This window comes from Aquabacter sediminis, assembly GCF_028863665.1.
GTDB lineage: Bacteria > Pseudomonadota > Alphaproteobacteria > Rhizobiales > Xanthobacteraceae > L1I39.
The window spans coordinates 54,588-73,423 of record NZ_JARBFX010000015.1 but is presented as its reverse complement, the minus strand read 5'-3'; the positions used below and the strand labels follow the sequence as shown (position 1 = coordinate 73,423).

The 18,836-nt window shown below is 66.8% G+C and carries 10 protein-coding genes; 2 read left to right on the top strand and 8 right to left on the bottom strand.

From position 1 onward, the window contains the following. Window positions 1-74: 74 nt before the first annotated feature. The 5 genes from eutB to PV781_RS22035 form a co-directional block, all read right to left on the bottom strand. Complete coding sequence (gene eutB, locus PV781_RS22055; RefSeq protein ID WP_274777772.1) at window positions 75-2,264, bottom strand: ethanolamine ammonia-lyase subunit EutB; 2,190 nt, start codon at window positions 2,262-2,264, stop codon at window positions 75-77. A 125-nt stretch (window positions 2,265-2,389) separates the two neighbouring features. After that, a complete protein-coding gene (gene cynS, locus PV781_RS22050; RefSeq protein WP_209104034.1) occupies window positions 2,390-2,872 on the bottom strand; it encodes a cyanase in 483 nt (160 codons plus the stop codon). Between the two features lie 36 nt (window positions 2,873-2,908). Continuing rightward, window positions 2,909-3,796 carry an ABC transporter ATP-binding protein gene (locus PV781_RS22045; RefSeq protein WP_274777771.1) on the bottom strand — a complete coding sequence of 296 codons (888 nt, stop codon included), beginning with the start codon at window positions 3,794-3,796 and terminating at the stop codon, window positions 2,909-2,911. 4 nt (window positions 3,797-3,800) lie between these two features. Beyond that, window positions 3,801-4,640, bottom strand: coding sequence for a nitrate ABC transporter permease (gene ntrB, locus PV781_RS22040; protein ID WP_274777770.1), 840 nt, complete (start codon window positions 4,638-4,640; stop codon window positions 3,801-3,803). Between the two features lie 3 nt (window positions 4,641-4,643). Beyond that, on the bottom strand, window positions 4,644-6,008 hold the full coding sequence (locus PV781_RS22035; RefSeq protein WP_274777769.1) for a CmpA/NrtA family ABC transporter substrate-binding protein: 1,365 nt from the start codon (window positions 6,006-6,008) through the stop codon (window positions 4,644-4,646). A 194-nt stretch (window positions 6,009-6,202) separates the two neighbouring features. Here PV781_RS22035 and PV781_RS22030 point away from each other — a divergent pair, with 194 nt between their 5' ends. Then, window positions 6,203-8,101, top strand: coding sequence for a sigma 54-interacting transcriptional regulator (locus tag PV781_RS22030; protein ID WP_274777768.1), 1,899 nt, complete (start codon window positions 6,203-6,205; stop codon window positions 8,099-8,101). Window positions 8,102-8,110: 9 nt separating this feature from the next. On the opposite strand, the gene PV781_RS22025 is transcribed toward PV781_RS22030, so the two are convergent. Further along, entirely contained in the window at window positions 8,111-12,397 is a 4,287-nt protein-coding gene (locus PV781_RS22025) for a translocation/assembly module TamB domain-containing protein (protein ID WP_274777767.1), read from the bottom strand. Then, a complete protein-coding gene (locus PV781_RS22020; RefSeq protein WP_274777766.1) occupies window positions 12,397-14,232 on the bottom strand; it encodes an autotransporter assembly complex protein TamA in 1,836 nt (611 codons plus the stop codon). Before PV781_RS22020 ends, PV781_RS22025 begins: the two co-directional genes overlap by 1 nt. Window positions 14,233-14,867: 635 nt before the next feature. Here PV781_RS22020 and PV781_RS22015 point away from each other — a divergent pair. Further along, window positions 14,868-16,136, top strand: a complete 1,269-nt coding sequence (locus tag PV781_RS22015) for a dicarboxylate/amino acid:cation symporter (protein WP_274777765.1) — start codon at window positions 14,868-14,870, stop codon at window positions 16,134-16,136. 65 nt (window positions 16,137-16,201) lie between these two features. Here the strand turns inward: PV781_RS22015 and PV781_RS22010 are convergent, their stop codons facing one another. Beyond that, the gene (locus PV781_RS22010) at window positions 16,202-18,748 is read right to left on the bottom strand and encodes an AsmA family protein (protein WP_274777764.1); all 2,547 of its coding nucleotides are present in this window, start codon (window positions 18,746-18,748) and stop codon (window positions 16,202-16,204) included. Window positions 18,749-18,836: the final 88 nt, after the last annotated feature.

The following is an 18,836-nucleotide window of genomic DNA, read 5'->3' as shown; positions in this document are numbered from 1 at the left end:
ATGCTCCCCGTCTATGGCTCTAAACAGTGCGGGGAAAAGGTTCAACGGCTGCACGGCGGCTTGCGCTGCGTGCGTCAGGCGGCGTCCTGCCGCAAGGCGCTTTCAAGTCGGTTGCCCGCTGCTTGCATGGAGAGGATCTGAAGAGCCTTCTCGGCGATGATCCGGCCCGCCTCGGCAGGGGGCAGGCCGCCCTCGTGGATGTTGGAAATCACCGTATATTCGTAACGGATGTTCGGGTTTCCGCTATAGGCGGCCGCACGTGCCCGCGTGTCTTCGTCTGCAATGCGATAGGCAAGATATGCCGAGAGCGAGCGCGAGGCCTGCGCATCGCCGCCCGGCCGCTCACCGATCAGCGTGACGACAAGGCGCGCCTGCAGCGCATCGCCCACCGGCTCGGACACCTTCACCCTGCCGAACGGCAGCAACAGCGGATCGCCCAGGCTGGCGCCTGCGGCCTGCAGTCGATGCTGAAGCTCCGGCAGGAGACGGGGCACGTTGTGATGGACCGCCTCGGCGCTGAGGCCATCCGAGACCACGACCTGCACGTCCCGGAACTCCGCGGCGAGCGCGGCAAGGGCCTGCGCATCCAGGTCCGCCCCGATGTCCGGGTGGCTGAGATGGGCGTCCCGGCTGTCGGCCCGGGAGGCAATGCGGCGAAACGCGATGCCTTCCAGCCGGGCCGGGTCCAGGTCCGCATAGATGGCCTCGCGGGCGATGGCGAGATTGGCCTTGATGGTCCGCGAGATGCGGTCGGCCGGGCGCGGGCCGGCATTCTCGAAGCCGGGCATGGCGGGTGTCCCGGCCAGGAGCGCCGCGCGGATCTCCGGCTCCGGGCAGAAGAGCGAGGGGTCGCCCCACCGGGGCCCCCGCAGGACGCTGCCGTCCTCATAGCGCGCGAAGATGCCTTTCTCAATCCCCCACGCCAGATAATCGGCCGCTGGGGCAAGGTCGTGGACTTCGCGCAAGGTCTGGTCGTCGTGGCCGGAGGTGTCGAAATAGGCCAGCATCCGGTCGGTAGACAGATAGACATCCATGAAGAAATTGGCGCCTGCGGCGGCCAGCAGCTGCGTCGCCACCTGCTGGCCTTCCATGGTGATCTGCGAATGCAGCGTGTAGCAGGGCGCCATGCCCATGGGCAGGCCGAGAATTTTGCCCATGAAGTGATCCTGGAGATTGGACAGGATCATCTCGAAATTGTCGCGGTGCGTCTCCGGGCCGATGAAGCCGGTGACATTGTTCACCATGAACGGGTCGTAGCGCCGAGCAAGGCCGTAGCACAAGGCCTCGCAAGTGGTCATGTCCAGCCCGTCATGCTTGCCATAGGTCAGTTCGCTGCCTTGCCCGGTCTCGAAATACATGAACTGGCAATCCGGCCCCAAGGGTCCGCGCGCCGCCATCAGGTCATAGGCCTCGTCAAGAAGGGCGACGGTGACGTCGAACTCCTCCGTCAAGGTGCGCTCCGTGCCGGCGAGGCTCTGGAACATGATCTCCACAGGCGCCCCGCGCTTCAGCGCCGCCATCTGCGTCTTGATATGGGAGAGAACGCAGATCTGGGTGGGGACGCCTGTCTCGCGCCGGAGCATGTCGGCATGGGCAAGGAGCGCGGAGACGTTCTCCAGCGTGTCCACGGCAGGGTTAATGCCGATCAGCGCATCGCCCGTGCCCATGGAGAGCCCCGTATAGACGAGCGCCGAGACGGCCGACAGGTCGTCGGTGGGGTGGTTGGGCTGGAGCCGCGAGGACAAGGTGCCAGCTGCGCCCACGAGCGTTCGGGCGCGCGCTGCCCGCTTGGCCTTCTTGGCCACTAGCACAAGCTCGTGCACGTCCATGATCTTTGCCAGCGCGGCGGCCATGACGCCGGTGAGGGCCGGACCGAGCCGGCGCACCTCAGCAGGCGTCGCGCGCAGCAAAACGTCCTTCAGGGCGCCAAGTGTGAGTGGCGCGATCGTAGCGAAGACATCCAGGTCGATGTCGTAGTTGACCCGCATCACGTCATCGACGCGGCCGGAGGCATCGGCGAGGGGGCGGTCATAGAGATGTTGGAGGGTGAGCCCGGACAAAAGGCTGCGCGCCGCCTCGCGCGCTACCTCGTCGGTTGCCGCCAGGCCGGCATTGCGGTCGCCGGCCTTGGAATGGTCCGCAGCCCCAAGCAGCGCCTTCAGGCCGACAAAGGCGAAGGGGCGGTCGAGAAGCGTGATCTCGTACCGCGTATCGGGCGCCGGATGGGGAACGGGAATGGCTGCAAGGGGCGTGACCGAGCGCATGGAGCCTCCGGAGATGCGTGCGCGACCCGCTGGAAGGGGGCGAGCGGTCATCCGCTCGCCTCATCTCCTTAGATATTCCCTTAAGGAAAATCTTTTGCCAATCCCATTTTGCGCGACAGGACGGATCAGGCTTCCTTGAAGCCGTATTCCGGCGTGCCCTGCTCGGCGCCATAATATTTGTAGGGCAGGAACTTACCGGTGAAGGTCATCTTCACCCGGTCGCCCTTGGGGTTTTCCTGGCGCGAAATGTCGATGTCGAAATCGATGGCGGACATGATTCCGTCGCCGAACTCTTCTTCGATCAGCGCCTTCCAGGCCGGGCCGTTCACCATCACCATTTCATAGAAGCGGTAGATGAGCGGGTCCGTCGGGGGCATGGGCATGCCACGGTAGGGAACCTCGTTCAGCATGCGCTCCTCGACCTCGCTGAGGCCGAACAATTCGGCGGCGGCCTTGGCCAGCGGCTTGACCAGCTTCATCTGGCCGAGCAGCGCGCCCACCACCAGGACCGGGGACATGCCGCCGATCTCATCGGTGATGTATTTCCAGGTCCATCCCTTCTCGCGCTTGATGTCGAGGATCTTCTCGGTGAGCTGTTCGCGCTTCATGGGTCACTCCTTGAGGTCTTGCAGGTCTTGGACGGATCAAGCGGCGGCGATGTCGCCGCCGGAAGGAGGAGGGGGAGCGGCCACCGGGCGCACCACGGGTGGGATGCGGTGGTCGTAGCCGGGCGGCAGCGCCGACTTGAAGGTCTTGGAGCGCTCCACCAGGAAGTCGATGAGATGGTTGCGGACCGCGTAGAAGTCCGGCTGCTTGTGGATGTCGAGCCGCCGCCGGTCGCGCGGCAGCGGGTTCTCCACGATCTCCGCCACCACTGCCTCCGGGCCGTTGGTCATCAGCACGATGCGATCGGCGAGATAAATGGCCTCGTCCACGTCGTGGGTGATCATGAACACGGTCTGCCCGGTCTCCAGGCAGATGCGGCGCACCTCGTCCTGGAGCGTGCCGCGGGTGAGGGCGTCGAGGGCCGAGAAGGGCTCGTCCATGAGCAGCATCTTGGGCTCGATGGAGAGCGCCCTTGCGATGCCCACGCGCTGCTTCATGCCGCCCGAGAGCTCCGCCGGGCGCTTCAGTTCAGAGCCCTTCAGACCCACGACCTCGATGAAACGCAGCGCATGGGCGCGCACCTGCTCGCGGCTCCAGCCGGGATGGCGGGAGGAGACGGCGTAAGAGACATTCCCCAGCACGGTCCGCCAGGGCAGCAAAGCGTGGCTCTGGAAGATCACCGCCCGGTCGAGGGCGGGCCCTTCGATGGCCCGGCCATCCACCACCGCCGCGCCGGAATCGGGCAGATCGAGCCCGGCCAGGATGTTGAGCACGGTGGTCTTGCCGCAGCCGGAATGGCCGATGATGCAGGCAAAGTCGCCCTTGTTCATGGAGAACCACAGGTCGTCGAACACCGTGGTGGTGCGCCCGCCGGCGGCCTTGTAACGGCGGGAGATGCCTTCGATGGAGACATAGCGGCTGGTCATCGCCTCACTCCGGATAGGTCACGAGGCGGGCGATGCCGGCAAGGATCTGGTCGAGAACCATGCCGACCACGCCGATCACCAGGATGGAGACGATCACATTGGTGATGGAGAGGTTGTTCCACTCGTTCCAGACGAAGTAGCCAATGCCCGTTCCGCCAACCAGCATCTCCGCCGCCACGATGACGAGCCAGGCGATGCCGATGGAAATGCGCATGCCGGTGAGGATTGTGGGTGCGGCGGCCGGCAGGATGACGGTGAAGGCGCGGCGCAAAGGGCCGACCTCCAGCGTGCGGGCGACGTTCAGCCACTCCTTGCGCACATTGGCGACGCCGAAAGCGGTGTTGATCAGCATCGGCCAGAGGGAGCAGATGAAGATTACGAAGATGGAGGAGAGCGTGGAATCCTTTATGGTGTAGAGGGCGAGCGGCATCCAGGCCAACGGCGAGATGGGCTTGAGCACCTGGATGAAGGGATCGAGGGCCCGGTTCATCAGCGGCGACATGCCGATGAGAAAGCCGAGCGGGATCGCCAACAGGGCCGCCAGGAAATAGCCCATCATCACCCGCGCCACCGAATAGGCGAGCTGGATGCCGAGGCCCTTGTCGTTGGGGCCGTTGTCATAGAAGGGGTTGGCGAGATGCTTCCACAGCGTCTCGCCCACCGCCAGCGGTCCCGGCATAGCCGACTTGCCGCTGGTGGCGGCGGCGCCCATGAGCTTGGCATATTCGGGGTCCATGCCGGTCGCCTCCTGGCCTCCCCGCACGGCGAGCTGCCAAGCGAGGAGGAAGGCGGCCAGCAGGAGAACCGAGACGACCAGGGCGCGCGCCCGGAGGCTCAGCGACATGGATCAGCTCCGGCGGATGGCGAAGCTCGCCACATAGTCTTCGGGCTTTGCCGGATCGAAGGGCTTGCCCATCACCACGATGGTCTTGGATGAGGTGGGCGGGGTCTGGCCCAGCTCCTTCATCAGGCCGGCGGTCTGCGTTTCCAGGAACACCTTGCGGGCAATGCCGGCATAGTCCACGTCGCCCTTGATCTGCCCCCAGCGCTTCATCTGGGTCAGGATCCACACGGCGAATGCCTGGTAGGGGAAGGGATCGAAGGCGATGCGGTTCGGCACCTTCTCCACCTGTCCCAAGCCATTGGCGAAGGTGCCGGTGAGCACCTGCTCCACCACGATAGGCGGCTGGTTGAGGTAATTGGCCGGGGCGATGGCCTCGGCGATTTCCTTGCGGTTCTCGTTTTTCTGCGCGTAGCCGGTGGCATCGATGATGGCCTTGGTGAGGGCGCGGAAGGTGTTGGGCGCCTTGGTGGCCAGCTCCTCGCTGGCGGCGAAGGAGCAGCAGGGATGCCCATCCCACAGCTTCAGGGAGAGGATGTGGATGAAGCCCACCCCGTCATAGACCGCGCGCTGGTTGAAGGGGTCAGGGCCGAGATAGCCGTCAATATTGTCCGCCCGCAGGTTCGCCACCATTTCGGGCGGCGGCACGGAGCGGATCTGCACGTCCTTGTCCGGGTCGAGGCCGGCCTCGGCCAGATAATAACGCAGCAGGTAATTGTGCATGGAATAGTCGAAGGGAACGGCGAACTTGAAGCCCTTCCAGTCCTTCGGGTCCCGCTTGTCCTTGTGCTTCATGGCCAGGGTGATGGCCTGGCCGTTGATGTTCTCGATGGCCGGGATGGTGTAGGGGGTCGAAGGCGAGCCGATGCCCATGGAGATGGCGAGCGGCATGGGCGCCAGCATGTGGGCGGCGTCATATTCCCCGTTTAGCGTCTTGTCGCGGATTACCGCCCAGCCGGCGGTCTTGATGACCTCCACGTTCAGGCCGTAGCGGGAATAGAAGCCCAGCGGGTGCGCCATGATGATGGGGGTGGCGCAGGTGATCGGGATGAAGCCGATCTTCAGGTCCTTCTTTTCCAGCGTGCCTGCGGTCTGGGCGAAGGCGTCGGTGATCTGGCCCAGCGGCAGGAATTGCGAGATGGCAGCCAGCGCCGTGGAGGCGCCCACCGCTTTCAGGAAGGCTCGGCGGGCGGGCGCCTCCGGAATGAGCGCCCGCATGACGGTCGCCTCGACGGCGCTGGCATAGCGCTCGTCCTCTCCGCCGGTGGCGACGCAGGAGAGGTCATGCTCGTCCTGGGAGGCATGTTGCCCGCAGGAGCAGCCGGAGGACAGGAAACGGGAACCGCGCCGGAAGGGATCGAAGCTCGCCATGGATCGCCTCGCGTGATGGGGCCGAAAGGGCCGCGGGAAGATGGCTTCCCCAACGCAAGTGCTGTGCCACACGGTGGCAGCGGAGTTTTTCCTGAGATCCCAACGTCCCAGTTCGGAACGGCCATGTACGAATTTTCGTCAATTACGAATTTTCGTGTTACAGTTACGAAAAATCGTCACCTATCGGAGTGGGCATGAGCCAGGGTCTCCCCGAGCCGGTCTCTCATTTCGGCCCCTTCGGTCCTGCCTTCGACACCGCCATCGAAGCTCAATTGGCAGTGGATCTGGAGACCGGCGCCATCCTCGATGCCAACGGCGCGGCCGCGCTCCTGCTCGGCTATGAGCGGGGCCGGCTGAAAGCCATGCAGATCTTCGACCTCCATCCCGGCCAGGCGCCCGCACTCATCGCCTTCACCCAGGCGGTGGAGGCACGCGGCACCTATTGGGCGCGCACGCTCTCCCCCCGGCGAGCCGATGGTACGGGCGTGCGGGTGGAAACCGGAGGCGTGCTCGTGCGCACACCTCGTGGTCGCCGCCTTCTGATGACGCTGTGCGATCTTGATGCCCGCCAGCGCCGGGACATCGATGCCGCTGCGGATACCTTCATGCGCGAGGGGGTCGCCGAATGGCAGCGGGTGGACCGCGCCTTTCGCGACATCGAGCGGGAGAACCGCCTCATCCTGCGGGCGGTGGGCGAGGGCATCTATGGGGTGAATGCGGAGGGCAAGACCACGTTCGTCAACCCCGCCGCCGAGCAGATCCTGGGCTGGACCGCAGAGGAAATGATCGGCCAGGACATGCATGTGATGGTGCACCATCACCACCCCGACGGCTCCCATTATCCCCACGAGCATTGCCCCATCTATGCGGCCTTCCGGGACGGGGCGGTGCATCAGGTGGAAAACGAGGTGTTCTGGCATCGCTCGGGCAAGCCGGTCTGGGTTGAATATACGTCCACACCGCTGCGCGACCGGGGCGTGCTCATCGGTGCGGTGGTGGTGTTTCGCGACGTGACACAGAAGCGCGAAGCCAACGAGCAATTGCGGGCGGCGCTTGCCGAGGTGGACAGCCTGCGCGAGCGGCTGGAATTGGAGAATGCCTATCTGCAGGAGGAGATCCGGGCCGAGGGCAGCCATCGCGGCATCATCGGCCGTTCGGAGGCCATCCAGAAGGTGTTGCGGCAGGTGGAACTGGTTGCGCCCACCGATGCCACCGTTCTGGTGACGGGGGAATCGGGCACCGGCAAGGAGCTGATCGCCCGCGCCATCCACGAGGCGAGCGAGCGCCATGAGCGCCCCCTCATCCGCGTCAATTGCGCCGCCATTCCCCGCGAACTGTTCGAGAGCGAGTTCTTCGGCCATGTGAAGGGTGCCTTCACCGGCGCCCTGCGCGATCGAATCGGCCGCTTCGAGCTGGCGGACCGGGGCACGCTCTTCCTGGACGAAGTGGGGGAGATCCCCTTGGAACTTCAGAGCAAGCTCTTGCGCGTGCTGCAGGAGGGGCAGTTCGAGCGGGTGGGGGAGGAGCGCACGCGGCAGGTGGATGTGCGCATCATCGCCGCCACCAATCGCGACCTGCGCGGCGAAGTGAAGGCGGGCCGCTTCCGGGAGGATCTCTTCTACCGGCTCAACGTCATGCCCATCGAATCCGTGCCTCTGCGGGAACGGCGGGAGGACATCCCGTTGCTCGCCCTCCATTTCCTGTCCGCCAGCCGCAAGCCGGCGGATCGCTCGCTGCAATTGAGCGAGGGGGATATGCGGCGCCTCTCGGCCTATGACTGGCCGGGCAATGTCCGTGAGCTTCAGAACGTGATCGAGCGCGGCATCATCCTGGCGAGGCATGGCCGGCTGGCCATCGACCTGCCGGGGGCGGAGCGTCGCGTCGCCGTGCCCTCAGCGCCTGTGGCCGCCAGTCCGCTGGAAACGGAGGAGGAGCGGCGCGCTCGGCTGCGCGACAGCATCCTGAAGGCGTTGGAGGCAGCGGGGGGGAAGGTTTCCGGACCTGGAGGCGCGGCCGAGCGCCTGGGCCTTAAGCCGACGACACTCGCCTCGCGCATGAAGGCCATGGGCATCGCGCCGCCCCGGACCCGTTGAAAGGCGCCGTCAGTAGTCCCATTGGGCCCCAATGCCCACTGACGCGTTGCCGTCGGCACCTGTCGCGCCCTGCAGGCGGATGTTGCGGGAGAGGTCCAGGTCGATGGTGGCTTGCGAGGAGTTGGGCGTCGTGCCTTGCCGAACGCCCAGGTAAAGCCGGTCATTGATCCGTCGGCCGATGCCGATCTCGCCGCCCGTGCCGGCCGCGTTGGTGCCGACGCTCAGGCTGTCGACGCCGAGCGAACGGCGCAGATTGCCCAGCAATGCATTGCCCTGGCCGGACAATGCCGTCACCGCCTGCGCCACCTGGAGCGCCTGGCCGGCGGAGAGCTGGCCGGCCGAGCGCCCGAACAGCAACCGCGCCACCACTTCGTCCTGAGGCAATTCCGGCGTGGACGTGAAGGTGATCTCCGGCTGCGAGGCGCGCCCCGCGATGATGATGCGCGCGGTCACGTCGGAGGCCGTGCTTTCGGCAACGAAGTCCAGGTCGGGATCCGTGTCGCCATTGAAGGTCAGGCGACCCCGGGTGAAGTCCAGACGGCGGCCGATGATTTCCAGACGCCCGCGCAGCAATTCGAAGCCGCCCACGGTCTGCGGCGCGGCGCTGGTGCCGCGCACCTGGAAGGTGCCGGCCAATTCCGCGTCCAGCCCCATTCCGCGCACAAACACCCGGTTCGGCGCATTGATGGTCAGGTCCAGCGTGGCGACGAATGGGCTCGGTGCCCCGCGACCCGGCCGCTGCGGCGGTTGGCGCAGGCTTGCAGGCTTGGGGCTGCCGGGGGGCAGGTTCACATGCCGCACATTGAGCGCCTTCGCGCCACCGGGCAGGCGGTCGGGAATGTTCACGTCCAGCTCTCGCACCTCGATTGTGCCTGAAACCGCTGGCGTGCGGATCAGGGCGCCAGAGAGCGAAATGCGCCCGCCGGCCACCAGGCGGATCAGCTCGCTATTGGCGAGCTGCGCATTGTTGAGCGTCAGTTCGATGCGGCCCGGGAAGCCGGCGGCCGGATCAAGGCCGATCGTGCCCTGGCCCTGGATGTTCCCCCCGTTGGGGGTGAAGGCCTGGAAGGACGAGACGGTAAGGCTGCGGTCCGTCCCTGTAATCACCGCCTGGATGCGCTCCAGCGTCACGCCGGTGACGGCGTCCTCATAGCGCCCGCCAGTGAGGCGGATGGTGCCACCGGCGCGCGGCTCCTCGAAGCTGCCGCGCAGGGTCAGATCCAACGCCGCGGTGCCCGCTGCCCGAGCGCCGGAGGTGGCCAGCACGGCATTGGCGATGGCCAGCGAGACCGACCCGCGAATGGTCAGGTCCAGCGCGCCGTCGGAGACGGGGATGGAACCGTTGATGGTCATGCCCGACAGGGAGGGACCGGAAAGCGTCGAGGCGATGCTCGCCCGTCCGTTCGCCAGCGTGCCATTGGCCCGGAAGTCGAAGGGCCCTGCTCCGGCGGCGGTGATCTGGGGCATGGTGGCGCGCGTGACCGTCAGGTCGTAGCGGCCGGTGGGGACTGAGGGAGTGCCGGTGATGCGCGCGTTGGCGGCGAGCGTTCCGCTGGGCGACAGGCTGGGATCCACCAGGGCGGCGAGCGCCAGCGGCACCGCGCGGGCTTCCAGCGTCAGGTCGAGCGTGTCGCCTGCACGTCCTTGTGCCATCACGGTGCCGCCCCCGGACAGCGCCAGGGCAAAGCGGTCGACGCTGGCGCTGCCGGCAGCATAGGTGAGGGTGGCGGGCGCGCTGAGGGTGGCGGTGGTGCGGTCGCGCGCCAGGCGCAGGGTGTCGAGGCGCAGTGTCTGGGCGTCTCCTTGCCGGGCCAGGAGCGCGCGGGCGGCAAGGCTCGCACCCTGGGCGTCGGCGTCGAGGACAAGCCGCGTCCCCGCGCCTTCCGGCTGCGCGGACAGGCTCGCCCTGGAGATGACGAGGCTGCCGGCCTCGATGCCGGTGGCGTCCACCACCCCCTGGATGGCGGCCGAGACGCGCGGGTCGGTCACCGAAAGATCAATCCGAGCATTGGCCACGCGCTGCCCCGAGGCCAGAAAATTGGCAAATGTGCCGCGCACCGTTACCCGCTGGACGCCGTTGGGCGTGTCGAGGGTGACGGTCCCGTCAGCGCGGCCACCCAGTTCGGTCAGGGTCAGGGCTGAAATATCGGCGAGATTTCCGGCGGCCAGGGAAAGTTCGCCGGTGGCAAGGCCGGAAGGCGCCAGCGTGACCGCGCCCCGCGCCGCGACACTGCCGACCGCAAGGTCGAGCCCGGTCAGTGCACGGGATCCATCCGCCCCCGTCGCAAAGGCCAGACTGCCGCGGGATGGCTTGCCGCCCACTTGGCCGGCGAGTTGGCCGGTTCCCGAGATCCGGCCCGTGAGGTCCTTGGCGGTGACATCAATGGTGAGGCCTTCAATGGCGTGGCCCATGGCCTTGCCATTGGCGATGGTGGCCTGCGCGGTCATGTCGAGGGCAGCGAGGCGCCCCGAAAAGGCGGCTTTTGCCCGTGCCGCTCCCTCAAGCCGCCCGTCCAGGCGCCTCAGGTCCGGCAAGGTGAGCTGGGCGGCGAGATCGGCCGTGCGGGTGTCGATGCGCCCGTTCACCGCGAGCGCGGCGCCCGGGGCGTCGAGGGTGAAATTGTCCACCGCCACAGATCCGTCGGGGGCGACGGAAAGGCCTCCCTTGAAGCTGGATGCGCCTCCCGCGAGACCGTCCAGGGTCGGCTCGCCCGTGGCCACGTCCTTGGCGGTGCCAGCAACCGACAGGGTCAGGGCGCCCTGGGCGCTGGCGCGCTTCACATCGGCAGTGAGGGCGACAAGACCGGCCAGGGGGCGTCCCGCGAAGGGGGAGAGGGCGGCAAGATCAAGCCGCGCCACGTCCAGCCGGCCGTCAATGGTCTCAAGATCCGCCTTGCCGGCAAAGCGCAGGTCGGCGCCGGTGAGGCGGACCGTGGCTTCGGTCAGCCGGGGATCCTCCCCCCGCGCCCGGACGCCGCGCACCGAGAGGGTGCCGCGCGGGCCGAGGGCCGCGGCGACCTTCGGATCGGTGGCGGAAAGTCCCTCCCCTGTGGCGTCCGCCTTCAGGGCGAAGGTGCCCGCCGAATCCGGCACGGCGCTCGCCTCGGCCTTAAGGACGGCGATGCCATAGCCAAAGCCCGCCACCTTGGTGGCGTTCACCTGCACCTGCATCTGCGGGGCAAGGAGGGTGCCGGAAATGCCACCCTCGAGCCGGGCTTCGTCCCAGGCGAGGCCCGGCAGCAGGGCGGAATAGCGCTCGGCGGAGCCCGTGCGGGCCTGGAAGGTGAGGGTGATCGGGCCGTTGGTGGGCACGCCGCCCCGCGCCGAGAAGCTGAAGCCAGCGGAGCGCAGATCGAGCACATCCACCTGGAAGCCGCCATCCTCGGCCATGACGATGCGGCTCGAGAGGTCGCTTTCCCCTTCGAAGAGGCGGGAATAAGCCTGGGGAAGCGCCCGTCCCACATCGCCGCGGGCGGTCAGTTGGACCACGCGGGCATTGCCCTGGGCACGCACGGACGCCGCCCCTTCGAGGCGGGCAAGATCGCCCGCCTTCGCTTCCAACGTCCCCGCCCAGGCGTCCAGCGTGCCCGCGCCCTTCACCTGGGCATCGAAGGCGGGCAGGCCTTCAAGGCCGGCGAGGCGGGCGAAGATGCCGCCCTCCGGCTCCCGGGCGGTGATGTCCACGTCAAGGGCTGCCGTTTCCGGCGCGTAGCGCACGGTGCCGGCGGCGAAGCCCTCGGCATCCCTGCGGTTGAGGTTGAAATTCAGCGAGAGCCCCTGGCCGGGGCCGTCGATGCGAAGCCCGCCCTCAAAGCCGAAGCGGGCCTTCTGGCCGAACACCGGCTCCTCAATGTCCACGGCCGGTGTCTCGATGCGGTCCACCAGCACCCGCAGGTTGCGCCCGAAGCTGGAGCCCTCGGAAGCCTTCGCCGGTGCCGGCGGCAGATCGGGCTTGCGTTGCACGATGACGCGATCTGCGCTGACGAGCCCCACATTCACGCTGCCCGACAGCAGCGCCAGCGGGCTCCAGTGAACAGTCAACCCTTCGATGCGTGCGAACGAACCGTCCGGGTCGGAAAGGTCGATGCTGGCCACCCGCATGCTGGATGGGATGAATCCCGACAACCCCTCGATCTGCACCTTCAGCCCGTCTGCGGAGGCCATCCGGCTGGCGAGCGAGGCGATCATGGCGCGGCCCGGCGGCGTCTGGATGAGGCCGAAGCCAGCCAGCAGGAAGCCGATCAGGAAGATCGCCAGATAGAGGAGGGAGCGCGAGGCGAGATGGAGCGCGCGCATCAGAAGGACTGCCCCAGGCTGACATACAGCCCGTAATTGGTGCCGGCCACCTGGGCGTCGCCGGGGAAGGCGAGGTCGAGCCGGATCGGCCCGATGGCGGTGTAGTAGCGCAGACCGATGCCGTAGGAATATTGCAGATTGTTGAAGTCTGGCACGTCGGATGCGAAGGCCGCGCCCAGATCGAAGAAGGGCACGATGCCGATGGTATCGGTGATGCGGATGCGCGCCTCCGCCGATGCGGTGAAGAAACTCAGGCCGCCGACAATGATGCCCTGGGCATTGCGGGGGCTCGCCGCCTGATATTCGTAACCGCGCAAGGTGCCTCCGCCGCCCACATAGAACAACCGCTGGGGCGGGGCGTTCTCGTACTGGACGCCAAAAATGGAGCCCGCCGCCACTTTGCCCGCCAGGATGATGCGGTTGTCCTCGTCCAGCGCCTTATAGGTGGAGATCGAGGCTTTCATGAGAACGGGACCTGCGCCTTCGCCGCCGAAATAGGCAAAGGGCTCCACCGTGGCGCTGGCGCGCACGCCGCGCGAGGCATCCAGCAGGCTGTCCGTATTGTCGAAGTTGAAGTCGAATGGAACGCCGGCAATGGGATAGTCGCGCCAGCCGGTGCTGTCCTCCACCTTGGAGGCTTCCAGATCCAGCCCCACCTGGAGGCTCATATAATCGTCGAACCTGTGCCGCACGCCGCCGAGGAAGGTGACGGCCTCGCGGACATAGGCATTGGTCACTTCGCGCAGCACCGCCGCCTGGGCGACCAGGTCGTCATTGGGGGTGAAGATGCCCGGCTTCATGAAGGTGGCGGAAACCTTGTAGCCGAACGGGTCGGCATCGGGAACCGCGTCGGACTTCTCGCCGAACCAGGAAGCCTGCGCGTCGAGCCGCAAGGTCTCGCCGCCGCCGAACAGGTTGCGGTGACCCCAGAAGGCATTGGCTGAGGAGCCATCCGTGCTCGAATAATTGGCCGAGAAGCCCACATAGCGCGGCTTGCGCTCGCCGATCTGCACCTCGATGGGCAGCTCGCCGCGCGCATTCAGCCGGTCGGCCTCGACGAAGCGCACCGAACCGATGATTTCATAGGTGAGGAGGCGGCGGCGCAGCCGCTCCAGCCGATCCGGCGAGAAGGGCTCGCCGGGGCGGATGTCGATCCGCTCTGAAACGAAATTGGGCGGCAGGCTCTCCCCGCCGCTCACCGTGAACGGGCCGAAGGTGGCCACTGGCCCTGGCGCCACCAGGAAGGTGACGTTGAGCATGCGGGTGGCATGGTCCGCCACCACGTCCTTCGCCGTGATCTTGGCGAAGGGATGGGCCTCGTCCCGTAGGCGCGCCACGATCCGCCCCTCGGCTGCGATCACCGCCGTGGACCGTGCGGGTTCGCCGGCCACCAGGTTCAGGCTGCGCAGGGTCGGCATGGAGGGCAGGGGCTTGCGGGTGGCGGCATCGAGGATCTGCACGGTGCCGAAGGTGAAGCGCGGGCCGGTTTCCACGCGCACCACCACCGGGACAGGGCCGGCCTTGCGCGCCGCGTCCACGGCCGCGAACACGTCCGGCGCATCCGGCGGGCGGCCGGCAACGGTGATTTTCAGGCTGCCGCCATAATAGCCCTGACTGAACAGTGCGGCGACGATCCGGTCATTGTCCGCCAGCGCCCGGCGGACCAGGCCGGCCGCGCCGGAGGGAGGGGCGCGGCGCAGCGTCTCCAGGTTCGACGCTTGGGTCACCGCTGTGCGCGCTGCGCCATCCCCGATTACGTCGAAGGTGACTCCATAAGGCACGGCATCGGGTGCCGGCGCTTCGTCCCGAGCGGCGTCCGGATTGAACCATGCCATCGCCTGGTCAAAAAAAGTGGGGTCATCGGCCCGGGCGGGAGACGTGCAGAACAGGGCGCCCGCTCCCGCGAGAGCGAGGGAGACGCATGAGAGGCGGACAAAGACCTCGCCGGAAGTGCTGCGTGACGTCAGACGCCGGTGGGTAGGTCGCAACGATGCTCCGCCTCGGTGGAAATCCAGGGTCAGAGCAATCTTAGCGGCCGGGCTCCCGCGCGTCCATGCGCGCGGCGTGGCGTCGTTAAGGGAGTGTGAGCCTAAGCCTCTGATTTCATGAAGCCAAGCTTGGGAAATGGCTGGACCTGCAGGCATTCGAGCCGGCAGATGACGCAGCGACAGGCCTGGAGGGACAGCTGCCTGCAAATTCTGCAGCCGGGATTTGCCATGCCTAGAACAGACGCTCGACACATTTCGGCCGAAATGCGAGGGTGCCCGCAACGGGGAGGCTGTTTGAAAACTCATTGTTCCGCCGCAGCTTGGATGGTGCCGGGCTCCCGCACGGAGGCCGGCCCGATCCACGTGTAAATCCGACCCCATGGCGCATGCGTCGACACGCATTCCATGGCTTCGACCGCGCAGGGATAAACCCCGCATGCTGGGGTGAGTTTTCAAGCAAGCAGAACGGACGGGGGACCAGAGTGAAGCACAAGCTGACTTTGTATATCGTTATCGCGCTCATCCTGGGCGTCATTGTCGGATATGCCAATCATGTCCTCTGGCCGGACCCCAAGGTCGCCGAGAACATCGCCAACCACATCTCGTTGATTACCGAGATCTTCCTGCGCCTGGTGAAGATGATCATCGGCCCGCTGGTCTTCACCTCGCTGGTGGCCGGCGTGGCGCATATGGGTGACATGAAGACCATCGGCCGGGTGGGCGGAAAGGCCATGCTGTGGTTCATCACGGCCTCTCTGGTCTCGCTCTTCATCGGCATGGTGATGGTGAACCTGCTGGCGCCGGGCAAGGACCTCAATATGCCCCTGCCGCCGCTGGACGCCTCCTCCGGCATCCAGGCGGGCTCCTTCTCGCTCGACGAGTTCATCAAGCACGCTGTGCCCAGCAGCGCGGTGGGGGCGCTGGCCAACAATGAAGTGCTCCAGATCGTCATCTTCTCGATCTTCTTCGGGGTGGCGGCGGCTTCCGTGGGGCACAAGGCGCGCGTGCTGGTGGCGCTGATCGAGGAGGCCTCGCACGTCATCCTCAAGATCACCGGCTATGTGATGTCCCTGGCGCCGCTCGCGGTGTTCGCGGCCATCGCCTCCATCGTGACGGAGCACGGGCCGGGCATCCTTCTCACCTATGGGAAGTACATGGCCTCCTTCTATCTGAGCCTGGCCATCCTGTGGTGCGTGATGTTCGGGGCCGGCTTCCTGTTCCTCGGCAAGACGGCGATCCGTGTGGTGTCGCTGCTGCGGGCGCCCTTCATCGTCGCCTTCACCACCGCCTCCAGCGAGGCGGCCTATCCCTCCATGATGCGCCAGCTGGAGCGGGTACCGGTGAGCGAGAAGATCGTCAGCTTCGTGCTGCCGCTCGGCTATTCGTTCAACCTGGACGGCTCCATGATGTATTGCACCTTCGCGGTGCTCTTCATCGCCCAGGCCTATGGCATCGAGCTGAGCTGGAGCCAGCAGATCGTCATGCTGCTCGCCCTCATGGTCACGTCCAAGGGCATGGGCGCGGTGCCGCGCGGCTCCCTGGTGGTGGTGGCGGCGACGCTTGAGATGTTCAAGCTGCCATCAGCCGGCCTGCTCCTGGTTCTCGGCGTCGACCAGTTCCTGGACATGGGGCGGTCCGCCACCAACGTCATCGGCAACGGCCTTGCCACCACCGTGGTCGCCAAGTGGGAGGGCGAGAATGTGGATGTGGGCAAGGACGACGATGACGAGGAGCTGGCCATCGCAGCCTGATCTCTCACCCCCCGCGCCTTCGGGGGCGGGGGGATTGTTCTATGGGGGCGATGGAGGCGGCCGGCTCACTCGCAGCGGTAATTGCCCTTCAGCCCCGTGCCGCCGCCGCTCGCCATGCCGATGGTCGGACTGTCCAGGTTGCCCTTCACCGTAAAGCTGTAGCCCGCCGCCCCGCCGAGGGCATTGAGGGGCCGGGGCACCATGTAGAGGTCGACCGTGTTGCGCACCAGATTGATGGTGCCGCGCCCGAGCGCCTGCACCGCATCGGTCTCGATTACGATCACCGGGTCGGTCTTCCCGACCCCGTTGCTGAAGCTCAGCGGCACCTTCACGCAGCGCAGCGGGCTCTCGCCCTTCATCACGTTGGGATTGAACAGGCCCCCCAGCACGCCGAGGCCGGCGAGGTCCAGCATGCCGGTGCCGAGCCGCCCATTGCGCACCCGCGCTGTGGCGGTGCCGTCCAGGGTGCGGAGCGGGTCGGTGTCGACGCCCAGCTTGGCTGTGAGGTCGAAATCCAGACGCACGGTACCGGATGCGGAAACGCCGCCCTTGCCGCCGCGCATCAGTGAGGCCAGCGGCCAGCCCTGGCCATTGCCCTTGGCGCGCAGGACCTGCTCGCCTTCACTGCTGACCACCGCCTCGATCACACCGCCGCCATAGCGCACCCGGACCGGGTCGCCCCGCAGGACGCCCTTCTCAAGCCGGACGCGCGCCTCGATCCCGCTCGCCCCCTCCACGGATCCATCGAGCCGATCGGCGCTCACCCGCACATCGGCATCGGTGGAGGCGATGAGGTCCAGTTGGCTGCCGCCAGCGGGCGCGCTGGCGCCGACGATGGAAATGCGGGGCACAGGGGGGCTGTCGTCATCGCGCCGGAACACCTCGCGCAATTCGTTCACATAGAGGGTGGGGGAGTGGATGTGTCCGGATATGAAGCTGCGCTCCCCGCGGGCTTCGGAGGTGAGCGCGCCGTCGATGCGGGTGCGGCCGAGCTCCACCTGCCCGTCCGCCTTCAGGCTGTCACTGGTGCCGGCAAGGTCGCCGAGAAAGCTCGCGGGTCCGTCGAAGTCGCTGGAAAAGCCGAGGGCGCGCGCGAGTTGCCCCAGACGGGGCACCTGGATGTCGGCATGGAACTGGGTCGGCTGGGGTCCCTTCTCACCGGGCAGGTCGTCGAGGCGGAGCGCCAGCTTCGCCCTGACGAGATCTGTACCCTGAAGTTCCGCCGTGAAGGCGTTGATGCCGAGGGTTCCGTCGGCGTCGGAGATGGCGATATTGCCGACGAGGCGTCCGAGGTCCTCAGGTTTCCCGCCCGAAAGGAGGAGCACGTCGGACACCGCCATGTCGATGCTGCCGGCCAGTTCCACCTGGGAGAAATCCAGCACGTCGCCAATGGAACCGGTCAGGCGGAAGATGGGCTTGTCCTCCGGGCCGGCCACCACGGAAATGCCCCGTAGCGCCACCTCGCCGTCCGGCCCGCGCTGGACGCGTGCCACCTGGATGGGGCCGATCTCCCGCAGGTTCTCGGCGAACGCGTTGGTGCCGATATGGATGTCGTTAAGCATCAAGCCGCGACGGGCGTTGAGAAAATGGCCGGACAGCCGGGTCACCGTGATGTCGCGGATGGAGACGGCGGGGGGAGCATCGGGGTCGATGTCCGCCACTGCATTGATGGAGATGCCCTTTCCGTGGAGGGCGTCGTCGACCTTGCCATGGAGGGTCACGCGGGCCCCGTCCGGAAGGGTGAAGTCCACGTTCAGCTTCGGCACGGACAGCGCATGGGCCTCGATGCCCAGTTCCGCGCTCATGTGGCCGGAGCCTCCGCCGATCGGGGCGATGCGAGCGAGCGCCAGGAGGTCGTCAAGGCTCGTTGTGCGCGCAGTCAGGCTGCCCACCATGTCGCCCTCGAACTCCAGGTTCGGGGCGCGCACCATCAGGCTCCCGGTGAGGCCCTGCGATCCGAATAAAATCTTCGCGCCATAGGGCCTTGCGCTGTCGGCTTCGAACTCCGGCCGCTCCGTCTCACGATCAAATATGAAACTGAGGTCGAGCGGCCGCCCATTCAGGCGTCCCTTGGCCTCGCCCTTCTCGCGGCCGCCTTCCGGGGAGGTCCTCAGCCGGTCCAGCTCCACGAGGAAGCGCCAACCAAGTTCGGGATCGTTGAAGTCGACGGCGACCCGGTCGAGCTTCAGGTGGGGGAGGTGGCGCAGCAATTGGACGGGCGAGGAGAGGATGGAGCCCGGGGCTGGGTTGAGGTGCTGGTGAATGAGAATGTTGAACCGCGCATCGGAGAGCGCGAAGCCGAAGAAGGGGCTGTCCGGCCGCAGATCCGCGTAGGGCGCGAGCGCCAGGACCAGTTCGCCGATCTCCGCCTCTTCGCCGACAGTGGACGACACCACCTGCCGGGCATGGACGGCAAGGCGTGGTCGGAAGGTGACGGAGACCGCACCCTTCACTTCGACCGGCTGGCCCCAGATCTGCGTCAGTCCCCGTTCCACGAGGGTACGGCGCAGGGGTTCGGCGGACGGCAGGCGCGCCAACAGAAGGAAGGTGCCAACCACAAGGCCGGCCAGGACGCCCAGCGCCAAGACCGCCCGCAACGCCCAACGGACCATTACGTGTTTCCTCGCCGACCACCGGCCTCCTCGGAAAGCTGCCTGCCTCGCTGGCCGGCTCCTTCCCTATGGTTCGATGAGGAATGCA

Bases quoted from the DNA above. Each gene is read 5' to 3' on its own strand.
- eutB (WP_274777772.1), bottom strand. From the start codon at position 2,264: ATGCGCTCGGTCACGCCCCTTGCAGCCATTCCCGTTCCCCATCCGGCG.
- PV781_RS22020 (WP_274777766.1), bottom strand. From the start codon at position 14,232: ATGGCATGGTTCAATCCGGACGCCGCTCGGGACGAAGCGCCGGCACCC.
- cynS (WP_209104034.1), bottom strand. From the start codon at position 2,872: ATGAAGCGCGAACAGCTCACCGAGAAGATCCTCGACATCAAGCGCGAG.
- PV781_RS22030 (WP_274777768.1), top strand. From the start codon at position 6,203: ATGAGCCAGGGTCTCCCCGAGCCGGTCTCTCATTTCGGCCCCTTCGGT.
- PV781_RS22010 (WP_274777764.1), bottom strand. From the start codon at position 18,748: ATGGTCCGTTGGGCGTTGCGGGCGGTCTTGGCGCTGGGCGTCCTGGCC.
- PV781_RS22035 (WP_274777769.1), bottom strand. From the start codon at position 6,008: ATGGCGAGCTTCGATCCCTTCCGGCGCGGTTCCCGTTTCCTGTCCTCC.
- PV781_RS22025 (WP_274777767.1), bottom strand. From the start codon at position 12,397: ATGCGCGCGCTCCATCTCGCCTCGCGCTCCCTCCTCTATCTGGCGATC.
- PV781_RS22045 (WP_274777771.1), bottom strand. From the start codon at position 3,796: ATGACCAGCCGCTATGTCTCCATCGAAGGCATCTCCCGCCGTTACAAG.
- ntrB (WP_274777770.1), bottom strand. From the start codon at position 4,640: ATGTCGCTGAGCCTCCGGGCGCGCGCCCTGGTCGTCTCGGTTCTCCTG.